Here is a 15,995-nt window from a genome sequence, read left to right as displayed (position 1 = left end):
AGGTCACAGTCGTACGCCCTCCTGCTCCTTTGTCGATCTCCCCTAGCATCCGAGCATGACGGTCCTGCCTGACGACGGGCTCCCCCTGGCGTCCGAATTCCCCGACGCGCCACACGAGCAGTGGCAACACCTCGTGGCAGGTGTCCTGCGCAAGTCCGGCAAGGAGGTCTCGGGCGACGCCGCCGAGGACGCCCTGTCCACACTCCTCGAGGACGGCCTCGACACCCGGCCCCTCTACACCGCGCGCGACGCCGCCCCCGACGCCGGACTCCCCGGCTTCGCGCCCTTCGTGCGCGGCGGACGCGCCGAGGGCAACACGCCCGGCGGCTGGGACGTACGCCAGCGCCATCTCGCGGCCGACGGCGACGCCGTCCTCGCCGACCTGGAGAACGGCGTCACGTCCCTGTGGCTGGGCGTCGGCGGCACCGGCATCCCGGTCGCCTCCCTGGCCCCGGTCCTCGGCGGCGTCTACCTCGACCTCGCACCCGTCGTCCTCGACGCGGGCGACGAGACGGAGGCGGCCGCCGACCGGCTCTTCCGGCTGTACGAGGAGCGGGGCGTCGCCGCGGACGCCGCCCGGGGCAACCTGGGCGCGGACCCGCTGGGCCACGAGGCCCGCACCGGCCGCCCGGCGTACGACCTCGCGTCCGTCGCCGGTCTCGCGCGCCGCTGCGCCGACCGGTACCCGGGACTCCGGGCCCTGACCGTGGACGCGCTGCCGTACCACGAGGCGGGCGGCTCGGCCGCGCAGGAGCTGGGCTGCTCGCTCGCGACGGGCGTGGCCTATCTGCGCGGTCTGACCGGCGCCGGACTGGGCATCGCCGAGGCGTGCGCGCAGCTGGAGTTCCGTTACGCGGCGACCGCCGACCAGTTCCTGACGATCGCCAAGCTCCGTGCGGCGCGCCGGCTGTGGGCCCGGGTGGCCGAGGTCTGCGGTGCCCGGGAGGCGGGCGCTCAGCGCCAGCACGCGGTGACCTCGCCGGTGATGATGACCCGCCGCGACCCGTGGGTGAACATGCTGCGGACCACGGTGGCGACGCTCGCCGCGGGAGTGGGCGGCGCCGACAGCGTCACCGTGCTGCCCTTCGACGAGGCGCTCGGCCTGCCGGACGCGTTCGCCCGGCGTATCGCGCGCAACACCTCCACCGTCCTCATCGAGGAGTCGCACCTGTCGCGGGTGATCGACCCGGCGGGCGGCTCCTGGTACGTGGAGCGGCTGACCGACGAGCTGGCGCACGCGGCCTGGGAGTTCTTCCAGGGCATCGAGCGGGCGGGCGGCCAGCAGGCCGCGCTGCGGTCGGGGACCGTCGGCGAACGCCTCGCCGAGACCTGGTCGGCGCGCAGCGCGAAGCTCGCCACCCGCCGTGAACCGATCACCGGCGTCAGCGAGTTCCCGAACCTCGGGGAGAAGCCCGTCGACCGCGTTCCCGCCCCCGAGCCGCCGGCCGGCGGTCTCCCCCGGGTCCGGCGCGACGAGGCATTCGAGGCGCTGCGCGCCCGTTCCGACGCGCATCTCGCGGCGACCGGCGCACGCCCCCGCGTCTATCTGGCCGCGCTCGGCCCGGCGGCCGCGCACTCGGCCCGTCTCGCCTTCGCCGACAACCTGTTCCGGACCGGCGGCATCGAGCCGGTCACCGACGGCGACTTCGAGGAGAGCGGGGCCCAGGAGGTCTGCCTGTGCTCCAGTGACGCGGTGTACGAGGAGCAGGCCGAGGTCACCGCCCGGAACCTGCGGGCGGCGGGTGCGCGGCATGTGTTCCTCGCCGGCCGCCCCGGGCCGTACCCCGGCGTCGACACGTACGCCTTCGCCGGCTGCGACGCCGTCGCCCTGCTCTCCACCACCCTCGACCGCATGGGAGTGTCCTGATGTCCATCCCCGACTTCTCCGGGATCGAGCTCGGGACGCCGACCGCCGACGGCGACCCCGAGGCCTGGCGTACGGCGGTCGAGAAGGCGACGGGCGGTGACGACCCGCTCTGGGAGACCCCGGAGGGCATCGGCGTCAAGCCGCTCTACACCGGGCAGGACCTGGAGGGCCTGGACTTCCTGGGCACGTACCCGGGCATCGCCCCGTACCTGCGCGGCCCGTACCCGACGATGTACGTCAACCAGCCGTGGACGATCCGGCAGTACGCGGGCTTCTCCACGGCCGAGGAGTCGAACGCCTTCTACCGGCGCAACCTCGCCGCGGGGCAGAAGGGTCTGTCGGTCGCCTTCGACCTGCCGACCCACCGCGGCTACGACAGCGACCACCCGCGGGTCACCGGTGACGTCGGCATGGCGGGTGTCGCCATCGACTCGATCTACGACATGCGGCAGTTGTTCGACGGCATCCCGCTGGACCGGATGACGGTGTCGATGACGATGAACGGCGCCGTGCTCCCGGTGCTCGCGCTGTACATCGTGGCGGCCGAGGAGCAGGGCGTGCCGCCCGAGAAGCTGGCCGGGACCATCCAGAACGACATCCTCAAGGAGTTCATGGTCCGCAACACGTACATCTATCCGCCGGGGCCCTCGATGCGGATCATCTCCGACATCTTCGCCTACACCTCGCAGCGGATGCCGCGCTACAACTCCATCTCCATCTCCGGCTACCACATCCAGGAGGCGGGGGCGACGGCCGACCTGGAACTGGCGTACACGCTCGCGGACGGCGTGGAGTACATCCGCGCGGGCCGGGAGGCCGGGCTGGACGTGGACGCGTTCGCGCCGCGCCTGTCGTTCTTCTGGGCGATCGGCATGAACTTCTTCATGGAGATCGCCAAACTGCGCGCTGCCCGACTCCTCTGGGCGAAACTCGTGCGGCAGTTCGACCCGACGAACCCCAAGTCACTGTCCCTCCGCACGCATTCGCAGACGTCGGGCTGGTCGCTCACCGCGCAGGACGTGTTCAACAACGTCACCCGAACCTGCGTCGAGGCGATGGCCGCCACCCAGGGCCACACCCAGTCGCTGCACACCAACGCCCTCGACGAGGCGCTCGCCCTGCCCACCGACTTCTCGGCCCGGATCGCGCGCAACACGCAGCTGCTGCTCCAGCAGGAGTCGGGCACCTGCCGGACCATCGACCCGTGGGGCGGCAGCGCGTACGTCGAGAAGCTCACCCACGACCTCGCGCGGCGCGCCTGGAAGCACATCCAGGAGGTCGAGCAGGCCGGCGGCATGGCGAAGGCGATCGACGCGGGCATCCCCAAGCTGCGCGTCGAGGAGGCCGCGGCCCGCACCCAGGCCCGGATCGACTCCGGCCGGCAGCCGGTGATCGGCGTCAACAAGTACCGGGTCGCGACCGACGAGCGGATCGACGTCCGCTCGGTCGACAACTCCTCCGTACGCGCCCAGCAGATCGCCAAGCTGAAGCGGCTGCGCGAGGAGCGCGACGAGCGGGCCTGCCAGGACGCGCTCGCCGCGCTCACCCGGGCGGCCGGCGGCGACGGCAACCTCCTGGAACTCGCGGTGGACGCGGCCCGAGCGATGGCGACGGTCGGGGAGATCTCCGACGCCCTGGAGAAGGTGTACGGCCGGCACGCCGGCCAGATCCGTACGATCTCCGGTGTGTACCGCAACGAAGCCGGCGAGTCCCCGTCCGTGGAGCGCACCCGGGCCCTGGTCGACGCCTTCGGCGAGGCCGAGGGGCGCCGGCCCCGCATCCTGGTCGCCAAGATGGGCCAGGACGGCCACGACCGCGGCCAGAAGGTGATCGCGACCGCCTTCGCCGACCTGGGCTTCGACGTCGACGTCGGCCCGCTGTTCCAGACCCCCGCCGAGGTGGCCCGCCAGGCCGTCGAGGCGGACGTGCACATCGTCGGGGTCTCGTCGCTCGCCGCCGGGCACCTCACGCTCGTCCCCGCGCTGCGGGAGGAACTGGCCGCCGAGGGCCGCGAGGACATCATGATCGTGGTCGGCGGGGTGATTCCTCCGCAGGACGTGGCGACGCTCCTGGAGATGGGCGCGGCGGCCGTGTTCCCGCCGGGGACGGTGATCCCCGACGCGGCCCACGACCTGGTGACGCGCCTGTCGGCCGACCTCGGGCACGAGCGGTGATCGATCTCGACACGTACGTACGGGGTGTACGCGAGGGGAAGCGGGCGCTCGTCGCCCGCGCGATCACCCTCGTCGAGTCGACCCGTCCCCAGCACCGGGCGCTCGCCCAGGAGCTCCTGACGGAACTCCTCCCGCACAGCGGGAACGCCGTGCGGATCGGGATCAGCGGTGTGCCCGGTGTCGGCAAGTCGACGTTCATCGACGCGTTCGGGACGATGTTGACGGGGCTCGGCCACCGGGTCGCGGTGCTCGCCGTCGACCCGTCGTCGAACCGTACGGGCGGGTCCATCCTCGGTGACAAGACCCGGATGGAGCGCCTCGCCGTCGACCCCGCCGCGTTCATACGCCCCTCCCCCACCGCCGGCACGCTCGGCGGCGTCGCGAAGGCGACCCGGGAGTCGATCGTCGTCATGGAGGCCGCGGGCTACGACGTGGTGCTCGTCGAGACGGTGGGCGTCGGCCAGTCCGAGACCGCCGTAGCCGACATGGTCGACTCCTTCCTGCTGCTCACCCTCGCCCGCACCGGCGACCAGCTCCAGGGCATCAAGAAGGGCGTCCTCGAACTCGCCGACGTGGTCGCCGTCAACAAGGCCGACGGCCCGCACGAGCGCGACGCCCGCGCCGCGGCCCGTGAACTCGCGGGCGCGCTGCGGCTCATGCACGGCGCCGAGGCCTTCTGGACGCCCCCGGTCCTCAGCTGCAGCGCCCGGGAGTCGGCCGGTCTCGACGAGGTCTGGGAGCGCCTGCGCCGGCACCGGACCCTGCTCGACTCGACCGGCCGCCTCACGGCCAAGCGGCACGACCAGCAGGTCGACTGGACCTGGGCCATGGTCCGCGACGAACTCCTGCGCCGCCTCCACACCGACCCGGCGGTCCGCGACCTGGCCCCCGCGCTGGAGCGGCGGGTCCGCGCCGGGGAGCTGACGGCGACCCTGGCCGCCGAGCGCATCCTGCACGCCTTCGGCGAGCCGCGCGCCTGACGACTGCTCCCTCGGGGGCCTCCTTCGCGGGAGGCCCCCTCTTTCGCGCGCCCCCGCATACCCACCTGATGCGCCGCCCCGCCGGGGGCGGCTCCCTCCGGATGCCGTCCCGGGCGGGCCGTGAGATGCCGGCTCACGTACGCGGCAGGAAGGCCGGGCGGAGCGTCGGGTCGACCGGGTCGTAGTACCGGTGGAAGACCGGGGTGGCGGAGCCGGAGACCGGGGGGACGATCCAGCTCCAGTCGGCGGGGGTGGACCTGCCGTGGCGGCTCTCCTGGGCGATGTGCCGGAGGAACCGCCGGGACTCGGTGTGGTGGTCGGCCATCGTCACCCCCGCCTCGTGGAAGGAGTGCAGCACCGCCAGGTTGAGTTCCACGAGCGCCCGGTCCCGCCAGAGGGTGCGCTCGGTCGAGCGGTCGAGTCCGAGCCGGTCGGCGACCACCGGGAGCAGGTCGTACCGGTCGGCGTCCGCGAGGTTCCTGGCCCCTATCTCGGTGCCCATGTACCAGCCGTTGAACGGCGCCGCCGGATACCGTACGCCGCCGATCTCCAGCGTCATGTCGCTGATCGCGGGCACGGCGTACCACCGCAGCCCGAGCTCCGCGAACCACGGGTGCTCGGGGTGGGTCAGCCGCACCTCCCGGACGGCGTCGTGCGGGAGCTCGTACCACTCCGGCCGCCCGCCGGGGTGCTCGCGCACCATCAGCGGCAGCACCTGGAAGGGGGCCTCGTCCCGCTTCCACCCCAGCTCGCGGGCATGTGCGGTCAGGGGCGCGCCGCGTGGGTCGCCGCGCCGGGCGCCGCCGGGCGTGCGGTGTCCGGCGTAGCGGACCAGCTGGTCGTTGAGGATCCGGGGCGCGGGGCGGCCCGGCCGGTCGGGGGCGAAGACGGAGATGACCGGCCGGATCCTGCCGTCGTTGCCGGCCAGCCGCAGATGGGCGAAGCACTCGGCGGCGACGGCGTCGGCGGTGGTGACGTGCCGCAGGTCGCGCACGACGAGGCTGCGCCAGTAGAGCCTGCCGATGCAGCGGGCCGCGTTGCGCCACGCGACGCGCGCGCCGAAGGCCAGCTCGGCCGGGGAGTGCTCGTACGTCCCGGTCCGGTCGATCTCGGCGAGCACCTCGCGGACCCGGCTCTCCCCCTCTCCGGCACCGGGCTGTTCGTCGTGGAACTGCCTGATGAACCGTTTCGCCTGCTGCGGGTCCGCGAGGTACGGGGCCGGGGCGGGTGGCTCCGGGGCCTGGGCGGCGGGGACCGGGGCCCCGGCCGCGTAGGGGCAGGTACCCGTGCCGGGGGCGGACTTCCGGCGGCGGTTGCGACTGAAGATCAAGGTGTTCCCTCCCGCCGCCATGACTACCGTACGGACCCGCGCGGACGCGGAGAGTGCGTGAATTCCGCCCCCGGGAGGGGGTCTCGCTGGTACGCTGCCGCGCCCCTCGCCATCGGCGAGCGTCTGGAGGTGCTCAAGGACTATCCGACGCCCCCGGGCTGCACGTCTCCGTTCGCGCCGCTCTGGATCAACGAGATGGTGCGCCGGCAGCAGGCCTCGTGACCATGCGGCCCGGGACTCAGCGGCCGAAGGTGTCGAGGTTCTCGACGATCCAGCGCCCGTCGCGGCGCACGACGTCGACGGCGAACATGGCTCCCGCGTAGACGCCCTGGTCCTCGGTCTTCGTCCGCTGCCCGCCGCCGGTGCCGGCCGTGCTGACGCTGCTCTGGTCGGCATAGACCAGGACCCGGGCGCGGTCGCCGTCGATCCGTTCGACCGCGCTGTCGGTGACCGTCGTGGTGATCACCGTCTTCTGCCGGCCCGCCTGGGCGAGCACCCCGCCGAGCAGTGCCCGGTGCTGGGCGACGGCCTTGCCCGTGAGGAGGGTCTTCCCGGCCTGGTGGAAGGGGGCGGGGTCGGCGTGGTCGTAGGAGAAGAGCGCCGCGACGGCCGCCGCGGTCTGCCCCTTGACCTCGCTGGTACGGGCGAGGTCGGTGAGGGCCGTGTTGCCACGCGCGGGATCGTCACGGAGCTCCCCCGCCCTGCTGGACGCCCATCCGGCGAAGCCGCCGAGGAGGAGCGTCAGGACGCACAGGATGACGAGCGGGACGAGGTGACGCGGACGTGCCGCCGCGTCCTCGGCGGCGGCTTCCCGCTCCGGCGCCGCGGCCGTCTCCCGTACGGGCGTCCCCGCCCGTCGCGGCCCGGTGGTCCGTACGACGGGCTCGGCCTGCGGCCCCGCGAGGGCCTGGCGGCGGCGCTGGCGGTTGAGGTGGTGGCGGGTGGTCGGCATCGTGCGTGTCCTTTCGGTGCGGGCGGCCTTCGCGGGTGCGGGCCCGGTCAGCCGGCCGCCGTGCCGCCCACGGGGGCCTGTCCCAGCGCGCTGAGCTTCCAGTGGCCGTCGGCGCGGGTGAGTTCGCCCAGCATGCGGCTGTCCTTGTCCGTGCTCCTGCTGTCGGGCGTCGTGACGGTGATGCGCAGGGCGACGAGCACCCGGGCCCGGCCGGCCCGGTCGTCGAGTTCCGTGACGGCCCCGGACAGCACCCGGGCCGTGGTCACCGTCCTCGCCGTCCGCACCTGGCTGGTGAACTCGTCGCGGCCGTCGACGAGTTGCTGGTGCAGATCGCCGGTCGTGGAGGTCTCCCAGAGGTCGAGTCCCTGCTCCACGCGCCGATGGTCGAGCGTGTTGAGGTTCTGCACGGCCTGCTCCCCCGCCGCGAGCGCCCGGTCGCGTTGCACGGCGTACGCGGCGGAGTCGTCGTGGGCGGCGGCGTACCAGTCCCGCCCGGCCCAGGCCGCGAAGGCACCCGCGACGAGGGTGAGGACGAGGGCCACGGCCAGGGCCGGCCGGATGCCCGTCGGCGTGCGGACCGGGGGTGTCATGGGGTGCTCCCGTCTCCCGCTCATCCTCAGCGGGCCTTGATGTCGACGATCAGCCACCGGTCTCCCTGGAGTTTCGCGGTGACGGTGAGCTGGGCCGCGGCGGAGGTGGCGGCGGCCTTGTCCCGCCGTGAGGTCTGGTCCAGGAACACGAGGAGGCGCGCGCTGTCCCCGTCGAGTTCGATCACTCCGGTGCGGACGGCCTGGGTGGTGAGGGTGATCCGCTGCTCGACCAGGCTGGCGCGGACCTGGGCGAACAGGTCGTCGTACTGACGGGCGGCGCGTCCGGCCAGCACGGACTCGGCGGAGCGTTCGGCGGCGTCCGCGCCGGCCGGGGCGTAGGAGAAGATCCGGGCGAGGCCCTCGGCGACGTCGCCGCCGACGCGGGTGGTGGCCTCGGTGTCGGTGAGCGCCTGGTTGCGCGCGGAGGGGGTCGACCGGAGCTGGTGGGCGCTGTGGAAGAACGCGCCCCCGCCGATGAGCAGGCCGGCGACGGCAGCGGCGAGGGCTGCCCTGCGCCAGGCGGTGGCGGACCGGCGCCCCCCGCCGCCCCCGGGCCCCGACGGGACGTGCGTCTCGTCCTGGTCGGCCCCTTCGGCTCCGGGTGTCCGGTTGGTCTCCTTGTGCAGAAGTCCCGTCACTCGCCGCTCCCGTTCTCGTCGCCGCTCCGGTCGCCGCTCGCGCCGCCGCCCGCACCGCCTTCCGCTCCGGTGACGGGGACCGTGCTCAGTGCCGCGACCCTCCAGGTGTCCTCGCCGGTGCGCGTCAGGACGGCCTCCAGACGTTTGCGGTCGGTGGTCGCGGCGGCGGCCCCGCGCGGGGTGACGTCGACGCGGACGGTCGCGATGAGTTTCGCCGTACCGGCTCTCGCGTCGAGCGCGGTGAGGGCGGCCTCGGTGACCGTGGCGCGCGCCGAGGCGCCCACCGCGGGCTCGGTGCGCCCGAGTTCGGTGCGGAGCGGCCCGGTGGAGGCCTCGCGCCAGGCCCGGATGCCCGCTTCGGCGCGTTCGCGGGTCGAGGCGTCGAGGGTGTTCAGGACGGTGACGCCCCGCCGTCCGTCGGCGAGCGCGGTGTCGCGTTCACGGCTGAAGGCGAGTTCCTGGTCGGTGCGGGCCTGCGCGTAGGTCCACGCCCCGGTGCCGCAGAAGCCGAGGGCGACGACGAGGACGCCGGTGGCGAGTACTCCCGCCCGCCTCACCGTACGCTCCCCTTCCCCAGACCGAGCAGCCCGGCCATGTCCGTCGGCCCGCCGCTCTGGGCGGGCAGCGCGAGCGCGCCGGGCAGGGTGGGCTGCGGGCCGGTCGTGGTGCCGGCGCCGCCCTTCGGGGCGTGGGCCGAGGGCAGGGAGCCGGGCTTGGCCGGAGCGGGCACGGGGCCGCCCTTCGGGGCATGGGCCGAGCCGCGGACGTTGACCCCGGCCGCGGCGGAGCCCGTACATGCGGCGCCGGTGTTGAGGGCGGGCGCGGTCCCGAGGTCGAGGCCGTTGCGGTAGCGCGTCCCGCCGTATCCGGAGGTGCAGGGCAGCGGCTTGAAGAAGGTGACGGCGAGGCCGATGTCGACGCGTCCGGCGTCGACGGCGGTGGCTCCGGCCGAGACGGCCGCCGGGAGTTTCACGAGGAGTTCCTCCGTGCCGCGCTGCCGGGTGACGGCGAGTTCCGAGGTCGTGAGGAGGTTGGCGAGGACGACGCTCAGGCTGGGGTCGAGGTCGTGCAGGAGGCCGCTGACCTGCCCGGCGGCGTCCGGGGTGACGCTCAGGAGGCGGCGCAGGTCCGCGTCGGAGCCCTTGAGGGTGGCGGCGAGGTCACGCGCGCCGGTGGCGAAGTCCCGGATGGCGCGGCTCTCGTCGGCCTGGGTGCGCAGGACGACCTCGCCGTCGTGGATGAGGCGGGTCGTGGCCGGCAGCGACCTGTCGGCGGCCTCGACGAAGCTGCTGCCGTTGTCGAGGAGGACCCGGAGGTCGTCGCCGTGTCCCTCGAAGGCCTTGCCGAGTTCGTCGACGACGGTGCGCAGGGACTCCAGGGGTACGGAGCCGGTGAGGTCGTTCATGCCGGCGAGCACGTCGGTGACGGGCGCCGGCACCCGGGTGTCGGACTGTTCGATGCGGGCGCCGTCGGCGAGGTAGGGGCCGTCGTCGCTCTCCGGGCGCAGGTCGATGTACTGCTCGCCGACGGCGGAGAGTCCGGCGACGACGGCCCGTGCGTCGGCGGGGATCCGGGGGGCCGACTTCTTGATGCGCAGTTCGGCCACGACTCCTTCGGCGGTGAGGCCGATGTCTCCGACGCGGCCCACGGAGACGCCCCGGTAGGTGACGTCGGAGTGGGTGAACAGTCCTCCCGTACGCGCGAGGTGGACCCGGACGGTGTAGTGGTCGCCGACGCCGACGTAGCGGCCGAGGTCGGCGTAGCGGACGCCGACGAAGCCGAGGACGACCACGGCGATGACGAGGAACGCGAGGTTCTTCAGCCGTACGGTACGGGTGATCACCGGTTCCCACCTCCGTCCTTCGGTGCGGTGGCCGGCCCGGACGTGCCGGTCCCGGAGGGGCCCGCCGGCTGGACGGACGGCAGGGGCAGCGCCGTCCGCGGGCTCTGGGCGCCGCCGCCCGTCTCCCGTCGCCGGTCGGAGGCGGGGCCCGGGGTCGGGGCCGGGGTCGGTGCGGGTTCGGCCCTGGGAATCAGCGGCGGGATCACCTGGGTCCCCGGGGCGGCGGCGAGGTGCAGATAGGTGTTGAGGTAGTCGCCCTTGATGCCCCGCATCACCTCGTCGGTGAAGGGGTACGTCAGGAGGACCTGGAGCGATTCGGGGAGGTCGGCACCGGCGTCGGCGAGTGCCGTCAGGGTCGGCGCGAGGGCCTTGAGGTCGGCGACCATGTCCTTCCTGCTCGCGTCGATGGTGCTGACGGCGACACCGGACAGGGTGTCCAGGGCGCGCAGCATGGTCAGCAGGGAGCCCCGCTGGTTCTCCAGGGTCTTCAGGCCGGGCGCGAGGCCGGTGAGGACCGTGTCGACGTCCTCCTTGCGGCCGGCGAGGGTGGCGGAGAGCCGGTTGACGCCGTCGAGGGCGCGGGTGATGTCGCCGCGGTGGGCGTCGAGGTTCGCCACGAGCGTGTTCACCCGCCTCAGCATGGAGCGCACTTCGGGCTCGCGGCCGCCGAGCGCCGAGTTGAGTTCCCGGGTGATGGTCTTGAGCTGGTTGACGCCACCGCCGTTGAGCAGCAGGGACAACGCGCCGAACACCTCCTCGACCTCCGTGTTGCGGCTGGTGCGGGCCAGAGGGATGACGCTGCCGTCGGTGAGACGTCCGCCCTTGCCCTTCGCCGGGGCGACGAGCTGGAGGTACTTCTCGCCCAGGAGGCTCGACTGTTCCAGGCGGGCGCCGGCGTCGGCGGGCAGCCGGACGTCTCCGTTGATCTCCAGGGTGACGCGGGCGGACCAGGTGCCGGTCCCCAGTTCGATGGCGGTGACGCGGCCGACGGCGACGTCGTTGACCTTGACCGCGGACTGCGGCGCGAGGCTGAGGACGTCGTCGAGTTCGGCCGTGACCGTGTACGGGTGCGAGCCGAGGTCGGCGCCGCCGGGCAGCGGCAGGTCCTCGATGCCGTCGAACCGGACGGGGTTCGCGGGGAGCGCGCCGAGGACGACGGCGAGCCCGAGGCCGAGCGCGACCAGCCCGGTGGCGCCGGCGCCGACGGCCTTCCCGGAGGGCAGGGTGCCGCGTCTCACCGCTCCCCCTTTCCGGTGCCCGCCGCGGCGCCGCCGGTCACCGGCAGCGGGAGCAGCGGTCCGCCCATGCTGATCTCGTTGAGGTTGGCGCGGCCGTGGATGGTGCGGGAGTCCTTGTCGTACGCGTCGACGAGGTTGTCCGCGGCGAGCGGGGCGACGTCGAGTGCCTCGGCGAGGGAGGCGCGCTGGTCGACGAGGGTCTGGGTGAGGGGGACGAGCCGGTCGACGTTCTTCTTCAGCTCGCCGCGGTTGTCCTTGATGAACGTCTTGACCTGGGCGAGGGCCTTGCCGAGTTCCTTGAGGGCCCCGGCGAGGTCGTCCTTGTTCTCGGCGAAGTAGCCGACGACCTCGTCGAGGCGTTCCTGCGCGGTGCGGACGTCGCCGTCCTTGTTCTTGAGCATGGTGGTGAAGGTCTGGAGCTGGGTGAGGGTGGCGAACAGGTGGTCGCTGCTGCCGTCGAGGGTCTTGGCGGCCTTGCCGAACTCCTCGATGGAGGTGCCGATGGCGGTGCCGTTGCCCTTGAGGTTCTTCGCGCCGGTGTCGAGGAGTTCGGAGAGGGCTCCCGTGGAGTTGGCGCCCTCGGGGCCGAGTGCCCGGCTCAGTTCGGTGATGGAGGCGTAGAGCTGGTCGATCTCGACGGGGGTGCGGTTGCGGGAGGCGGGCAGTTCGGCGCCGTCCGGGAGGGCGGGGCCGCTGCCGCCGCGGTGGGCGGGGGTGAGCTGCACGTACCGGTCGGCGACGATGCTCGGGGCGACGACGAGGGCACGGGCGTCGGCGGGGACGCGTACGCCCTCGTCGAGGCGGAGTCCGACGCGTACCCGGGTGCCCCGCGGCTCCACGGACTCCACCTCCCCGACCCGTACCCCGAGGACGCGCAGGTCGGATCCGGCGTAGATGCCGACCGCGCGGTCGAACCAGGCGGTGACGCGGATGCCGCCGGTGTCGAGGACGCGTACGGCGACGAGGCCGCAGGCGGCGAGCACCGCGAGGGCGAGGCCGGCGACGAGGGGTGTTCTGGTCCTGGTCTTCATTCACCGCTCTCCTTGGCCGTCGCCGTCTGTTTCGGCGGCTGGCATCCGGTCTTGGGCTGGGAGGCCTCGGGCAGGTAGGTACGGGGCACGACGCCGCACAGGTAGCTGTCGAACCAGCGTCCGCTGCCGAGGGTGTTGCCGACGAGCCGGTAGTAGGGGCCGATGAGCGCGAGCGTCTTGTCGAGCTGGCCGCTGTTCTTCTCCAGGACGCCGGTGACCCGGCTGAGGGCCTTCAGGGTCGGGCCGAGCTGCCGGTCGTTGTCGCCGACGAGGCCGCTGAGCTGGGTGCCCAGGTCCCGGCTGCCCTTGAGCAGGGCGCGGATGGCGTCGCGGCGCTTCTTGAGCTCCCCGAGGAGTGAGCCGCCGTCCTCGATGAGCGTCTCGAAGCTGGACTTCTTGTTCTCCAGGGTCTTGGTGAACTTCTCGCTGTTCCGCAGGAGCCTGGCGAGTTCGGTGTCGCGCTTGGAGACGGACTTCGACAGTTCGGACAGGCCGGTGGCGGCGTTGCGCACGTGCGGCGGCGAGTTCTTGAAGGTGGCGGAGATCGTCTCGAAGCTCTCGGCGAGCTTCTCGGTGTCGATGGCGTCGACGGTGCCGCTGAGGTCCTGGAAGGCCTGCGTCACGTCGTACGGGGAGGTGGTGCGCGACTGGGGGATGCGGGCCCGGGGGTCCTGGGGGGCGGAGCCCAGCGGGTCCAGTGCCAGGTACTTCTCGCCGAGGAGGGTCTTGATGGCGATGGCGGCGGTCGTCCGGTCGCCGAGCCAGGCGTCCTCGACCTCGAACGTCACCTTGACCTTGGGTCCGTGGAGGGAGACGCCGGTGACCTTGCCGACCTTGACCCCGGCGATGCGTACCTCGTCGCCCTCGTCGAGCCCGGCGGCCTCGGAGAAGTCGGCGCTGTAGGCGGTGTCACCGCCGACGAGGGGGAGCCGTTCCACGTTGTAGGCGAGGGCGGCCAGCAGGGCGAGGACCATGAGTCCGACGACGGCGACGGCGATCGGGTTGCGTTCCTTGGCCGGCTTGAACCGGGGGCGGGGGCTCATCCTCGGCACCTCGGTTCGGTCACGGCGATGCCGGTCGGCGGCTTGGAGCCGTCGGAGGTTTCCACGCCGCTCACGCGCGCCTCGCAGAGGTAGAGGTTGAACCACGAGCCGTACGAGGAGAGCCGGGCCAGGGCCGTCATCTTGGCGGGGGTGTTGGCGAGGAACCTCTCGATGGCGGGGGTGTGGTCGCCGAGGGTTCCCGAGAGCCGGCCCAGTTCGCGGATGTCCTTCTTGAGGGGGGCGCGTCCTTCCTGGAAGAGCCCGGCGGTGGTCGTGGTGAGGTCGCCGATGGCCTGGACGGCCTCGCCGAGGGGTTTGCGGTCGGTGTTGAAGCCGGTGACGAGTTTCTGGAGGGTGACGACGAGGTCGCCGAACGCGGCCTCGCGGTTGTTGAGGGTGGTGAGGACGGTGTTGAGGTGGGTGACGACCTGGCCGATGACCTCGTCCTTGGCGGCCACGGTCTTCGTGAGGGAGCCGATGTGCCGCAGGAGGCTGTCGACGGTTCCGCTCTCGCCCTGGAGGACCTGGACGAGCGAGCCGGCGAGGTCGTTGACGTCGCCGGGCGAGAGTCCTTCGAAGAGCGGCTTGAATCCGTTGAACAGCAGGGTCAGGTCGAGCGCGGGTGTGGTGCGGTCGAGCGGGATGGTGTCCCCGGCACGCAGGGTGGCGGTGCCGGAGAGGTCCCCGCTGCCCCGGCCCAGGGAGATGTAGCGCTGCCCGACCATGTTGAGGTACTTCACGGCGGCGGTGGTCGACAGGGGCAGGGAGCGGTCCTCGCGGACCGAGAAGGTGACCTCGGCGGTGCGCCGTTGGACGACGCGTACGTCGGTCACCTCGCCCACCTTCACTCCGGCGATGCGCACGGAGTCACCGTCGACGAGGCCGGTGACGTCGGTGAACAGCGCCTTGTACGTGCGGGTGGCGGAGCCGACGCCCGTGTTGGCGATGCTGAAGCCGAGCACGGTGGTGGCGAGCGCGGTGACGAGGACGAACGCGAGGGACTTCAGCAGGGTCCCGGTCAGGCCGCGTCGTCGTGTGTGCGTGGGCCGTGTCGTCATCGCAGGGTCACCTCCGCGCCGCGGAACGCGGGTCCTGCGAGCAGGCTGCTCCAGTCCGGCAGGTCACCGGGGCGCTTCTTCGCCGTGGGGGCGAGCAGTTCGTTGACGAGGTCGTTCTCCTGCGGGGAGTTGGCGGGCCCGAGCTGCTGGTCGGCGGCGGCGGAGGCCCGTACCGCGGGTGCGGCCGGGACGCCGAGATAGGGCACCGGGTAGCAGCGGGGGCCGCCGCCGGATCCGTAGGCGGGGGTGTCGCGGCCGGGGACGTAGGCGCCGCGCGAGGGCACGGTGGTCACGTTCACGTGCAGTCCTGGCCGGTCGGTGCCCTTGCCGAGTGCCTTGTCCATGGCGGGCACGAACTGGGCGAGGGTGCGCAGGGTGCAGGGGAAGGACGGGGAGTACCGGGCGAGCAGTTCCAGGGTGGGTCTGCTGGTGGCGCTGAGCCGGATGATGTTGTCCTTGTTCTGCCGCAGGAAGGCGGTGAGGTCCTGGGCCGTGCGGGTGGTGACGCCGAGGGTCCCGGCCAGCTCGCCCTCCTTCTCGGCGAGGGTGCCGCTGGTGGTGGTGAAGTCGGTGAGCGCCGTGACGATGTCCGGGGCGGCGTCCGCGTAGAGGTGGCTGACCTTCACGAGTTCTTTCAGGTCGCGGGTGAGGGTGGGGAGTTGGGGGTTGAACTTCCGCAGGTGCGCGTCGAGCCGGGCGAGGGTCTCGCCGAGTTCGTCGCCGCGCCCTTCGAGGGCCTGGGAGACGGCCGACAGGGTCGCCGACAGCTTCTGCGGCTGGACGGCGGTGAGCAGGGGCAGGACGTTGTCGAGTACCTGCTGGAGTTCCACGGCGTTGCTCGAACGGTCCTCGGGGATGACGGCGCCGGGGCCCAGGGGCCGCGCGGAGGGGTTCCCCGGCGGCACGAGGGCCACGAACCGTTCGCCGAACAGCGTCGTCGGCAGCATCTGCGCGCGTACGTCGGAGGGGACGTGCCGCAGGGTTCCCGGCCGCATGGCGAGGGTGAGCCGGGCTCCGCCGTCGGTGGCGTCGATGGCGCGGACCTCGCCGATGACGACGCCGCGCAGTTTCACCTCGGCGCCGAGGTGCATCTCGTTGCCGATGCTGCCGGTCTCGACGACGACCGGGTCGGACGCCGTGAAGCGTTTGTCGTAGACGGCGACCGCCAGCCAGGCGAGCAGGGCGGGCACAAGGAGGAACACGACGCCGGCGGACCGGCGGCGCAGGGTCTCGGCCGTTGAGTCGCTCATC

14 protein-coding genes and 1 pseudogene are annotated in these 15,995 nt (G+C 72.9%); 4 read left to right on the top strand and 11 right to left on the bottom strand.

From position 1 onward, the window contains the following. The first annotated feature begins 55 nt into the window (after nucleotides 1-55). The 3 genes from ABZ567_RS12080 to meaB are packed head-to-tail and all read left to right on the top strand — an operon-like array spanning nucleotide 56 to nucleotide 5,021. Nucleotides 56-1,867: a methylmalonyl-CoA mutase family protein gene (locus tag ABZ567_RS12080; protein WP_360787376.1), complete on the top strand. Its 1,812-nt coding sequence runs from the start codon at nucleotides 56-58 to the stop codon at nucleotides 1,865-1,867. Continuing rightward, complete coding sequence (gene scpA, locus ABZ567_RS12075; RefSeq protein WP_360787373.1) at nucleotides 1,867-4,041, top strand: methylmalonyl-CoA mutase; 2,175 nt, start codon at nucleotides 1,867-1,869, stop codon at nucleotides 4,039-4,041. The genes ABZ567_RS12080 and scpA overlap by 1 nt, the downstream gene beginning before the upstream one ends. Further along, on the top strand, nucleotides 4,038-5,021 hold the full coding sequence (gene meaB, locus ABZ567_RS12070; RefSeq protein WP_360787370.1) for a methylmalonyl Co-A mutase-associated GTPase MeaB: 984 nt from the start codon (nucleotides 4,038-4,040) through the stop codon (nucleotides 5,019-5,021). Before scpA ends, meaB begins: the two co-directional genes overlap by 4 nt. Nucleotides 5,022-5,154: 133 nt before the next feature. Here meaB and ABZ567_RS12065 read toward each other — a convergent pair whose 3' ends face one another. Beyond that, the gene (locus ABZ567_RS12065; protein ID WP_360787367.1) at nucleotides 5,155-6,351 is read right to left on the bottom strand and encodes a nitric oxide synthase oxygenase; all 1,197 of its coding nucleotides are present in this window, start codon (nucleotides 6,349-6,351) and stop codon (nucleotides 5,155-5,157) included. Between the two features lie 105 nt (nucleotides 6,352-6,456). On the opposite strand from ABZ567_RS12065, the pseudogene ABZ567_RS12060 reads away from it, so the two are divergent. Next, nucleotides 6,457-6,573 (top strand): annotated as a pseudogene (locus ABZ567_RS12060) (DNA alkylation repair protein); the annotation flags it as partial. Nucleotides 6,574-6,589: 16 nt separating this feature from the next. Here the strand turns inward: ABZ567_RS12060 and ABZ567_RS12055 are convergent. The 10 genes from ABZ567_RS12055 to ABZ567_RS12010 are packed head-to-tail and all read right to left on the bottom strand — an operon-like array spanning nucleotide 6,590 to nucleotide 15,994. Then, nucleotides 6,590-7,303, bottom strand: a complete 714-nt coding sequence (locus ABZ567_RS12055; RefSeq protein WP_360787364.1) for a hypothetical protein — start codon at nucleotides 7,301-7,303, stop codon at nucleotides 6,590-6,592. A gap of 47 nt (nucleotides 7,304-7,350) precedes the next feature. Then, nucleotides 7,351-7,893 (bottom strand): nuclear transport factor 2 family protein, encoded by a 543-nt coding sequence (locus ABZ567_RS12050; RefSeq protein WP_360787361.1) that lies wholly within the window; start codon nucleotides 7,891-7,893, stop codon nucleotides 7,351-7,353. A 26-nt stretch (nucleotides 7,894-7,919) separates the two neighbouring features. Next, complete coding sequence (locus tag ABZ567_RS12045; RefSeq protein WP_360787359.1) at nucleotides 7,920-8,531, bottom strand: hypothetical protein; 612 nt, start codon at nucleotides 8,529-8,531, stop codon at nucleotides 7,920-7,922. After that, nucleotides 8,528-9,088, bottom strand: a complete 561-nt coding sequence (locus ABZ567_RS12040) for a hypothetical protein (RefSeq protein WP_360787356.1) — start codon at nucleotides 9,086-9,088, stop codon at nucleotides 8,528-8,530. Before ABZ567_RS12040 ends, ABZ567_RS12045 begins: the two co-directional genes overlap by 4 nt. Beyond that, complete coding sequence (locus ABZ567_RS12035) at nucleotides 9,085-10,374, bottom strand: MlaD family protein (RefSeq protein ID WP_360787354.1); 1,290 nt, start codon at nucleotides 10,372-10,374, stop codon at nucleotides 9,085-9,087. The genes ABZ567_RS12040 and ABZ567_RS12035 overlap by 4 nt, the downstream gene beginning before the upstream one ends. Beyond that, nucleotides 10,371-11,612 carry an MCE family protein gene (locus ABZ567_RS12030; RefSeq protein ID WP_360787351.1) on the bottom strand — a complete coding sequence of 414 codons (1,242 nt, stop codon included), beginning with the start codon at nucleotides 11,610-11,612 and terminating at the stop codon, nucleotides 10,371-10,373. The genes ABZ567_RS12035 and ABZ567_RS12030 overlap by 4 nt, the downstream gene beginning before the upstream one ends. Continuing rightward, entirely contained in the window at nucleotides 11,609-12,643 is a 1,035-nt protein-coding gene (locus ABZ567_RS12025; protein ID WP_360787348.1) for an MCE family protein, read from the bottom strand. The genes ABZ567_RS12030 and ABZ567_RS12025 overlap by 4 nt, the downstream gene beginning before the upstream one ends. Further along, nucleotides 12,640-13,686, bottom strand: a complete 1,047-nt coding sequence (locus tag ABZ567_RS12020) for an MCE family protein (protein ID WP_360787346.1) — start codon at nucleotides 13,684-13,686, stop codon at nucleotides 12,640-12,642. The genes ABZ567_RS12025 and ABZ567_RS12020 overlap by 4 nt, the downstream gene beginning before the upstream one ends. Beyond that, the gene (locus tag ABZ567_RS12015) at nucleotides 13,683-14,744 is read right to left on the bottom strand and encodes an MlaD family protein (protein ID WP_360787343.1); all 1,062 of its coding nucleotides are present in this window, start codon (nucleotides 14,742-14,744) and stop codon (nucleotides 13,683-13,685) included. Before ABZ567_RS12015 ends, ABZ567_RS12020 begins: the two co-directional genes overlap by 4 nt. Then, on the bottom strand, nucleotides 14,741-15,994 hold the full coding sequence (locus ABZ567_RS12010) for an MCE family protein (RefSeq protein WP_360787340.1): 1,254 nt from the start codon (nucleotides 15,992-15,994) through the stop codon (nucleotides 14,741-14,743). Before ABZ567_RS12010 ends, ABZ567_RS12015 begins: the two co-directional genes overlap by 4 nt. Nucleotide 15,995 lies beyond the last annotated feature (1 nt).

It is taken from the genome of Streptomyces sp. NPDC016459, assembly GCF_040632845.1.
Classification (GTDB): Bacteria; Actinomycetota; Actinomycetes; order Streptomycetales; family Streptomycetaceae; genus Streptomyces.
Note: the sequence above shows the minus strand (reverse complement) of the source record. Positions and strands in the feature narration are given on the sequence as shown.

Excerpts from the sequence above, each read along its gene's own strand:
- ABZ567_RS12080 (WP_360787376.1), top strand. The coding sequence starts at position 56 with ATGACGGTCCTGCCTGACGACGGGCTCCCCCTGGCGTCCGAATTCCCC.
- scpA (WP_360787373.1), top strand. The coding sequence starts at position 1,867 with ATGTCCATCCCCGACTTCTCCGGGATCGAGCTCGGGACGCCGACCGCC.
- ABZ567_RS12055 (WP_360787364.1), bottom strand. The coding sequence starts at position 7,303 with ATGCCGACCACCCGCCACCACCTCAACCGCCAGCGCCGCCGCCAGGCC.
- ABZ567_RS12050 (WP_360787361.1), bottom strand. The coding sequence starts at position 7,893 with ATGACACCCCCGGTCCGCACGCCGACGGGCATCCGGCCGGCCCTGGCC.
- ABZ567_RS12025 (WP_360787348.1), bottom strand. The coding sequence starts at position 12,643 with ATGAAGACCAGGACCAGAACACCCCTCGTCGCCGGCCTCGCCCTCGCG.
- ABZ567_RS12020 (WP_360787346.1), bottom strand. The coding sequence starts at position 13,686 with ATGAGCCCCCGCCCCCGGTTCAAGCCGGCCAAGGAACGCAACCCGATC.
- ABZ567_RS12015 (WP_360787343.1), bottom strand. The coding sequence starts at position 14,744 with ATGACGACACGGCCCACGCACACACGACGACGCGGCCTGACCGGGACC.
- ABZ567_RS12010 (WP_360787340.1), bottom strand. The coding sequence starts at position 15,994 with ATGAGCGACTCAACGGCCGAGACCCTGCGCCGCCGGTCCGCCGGCGTC.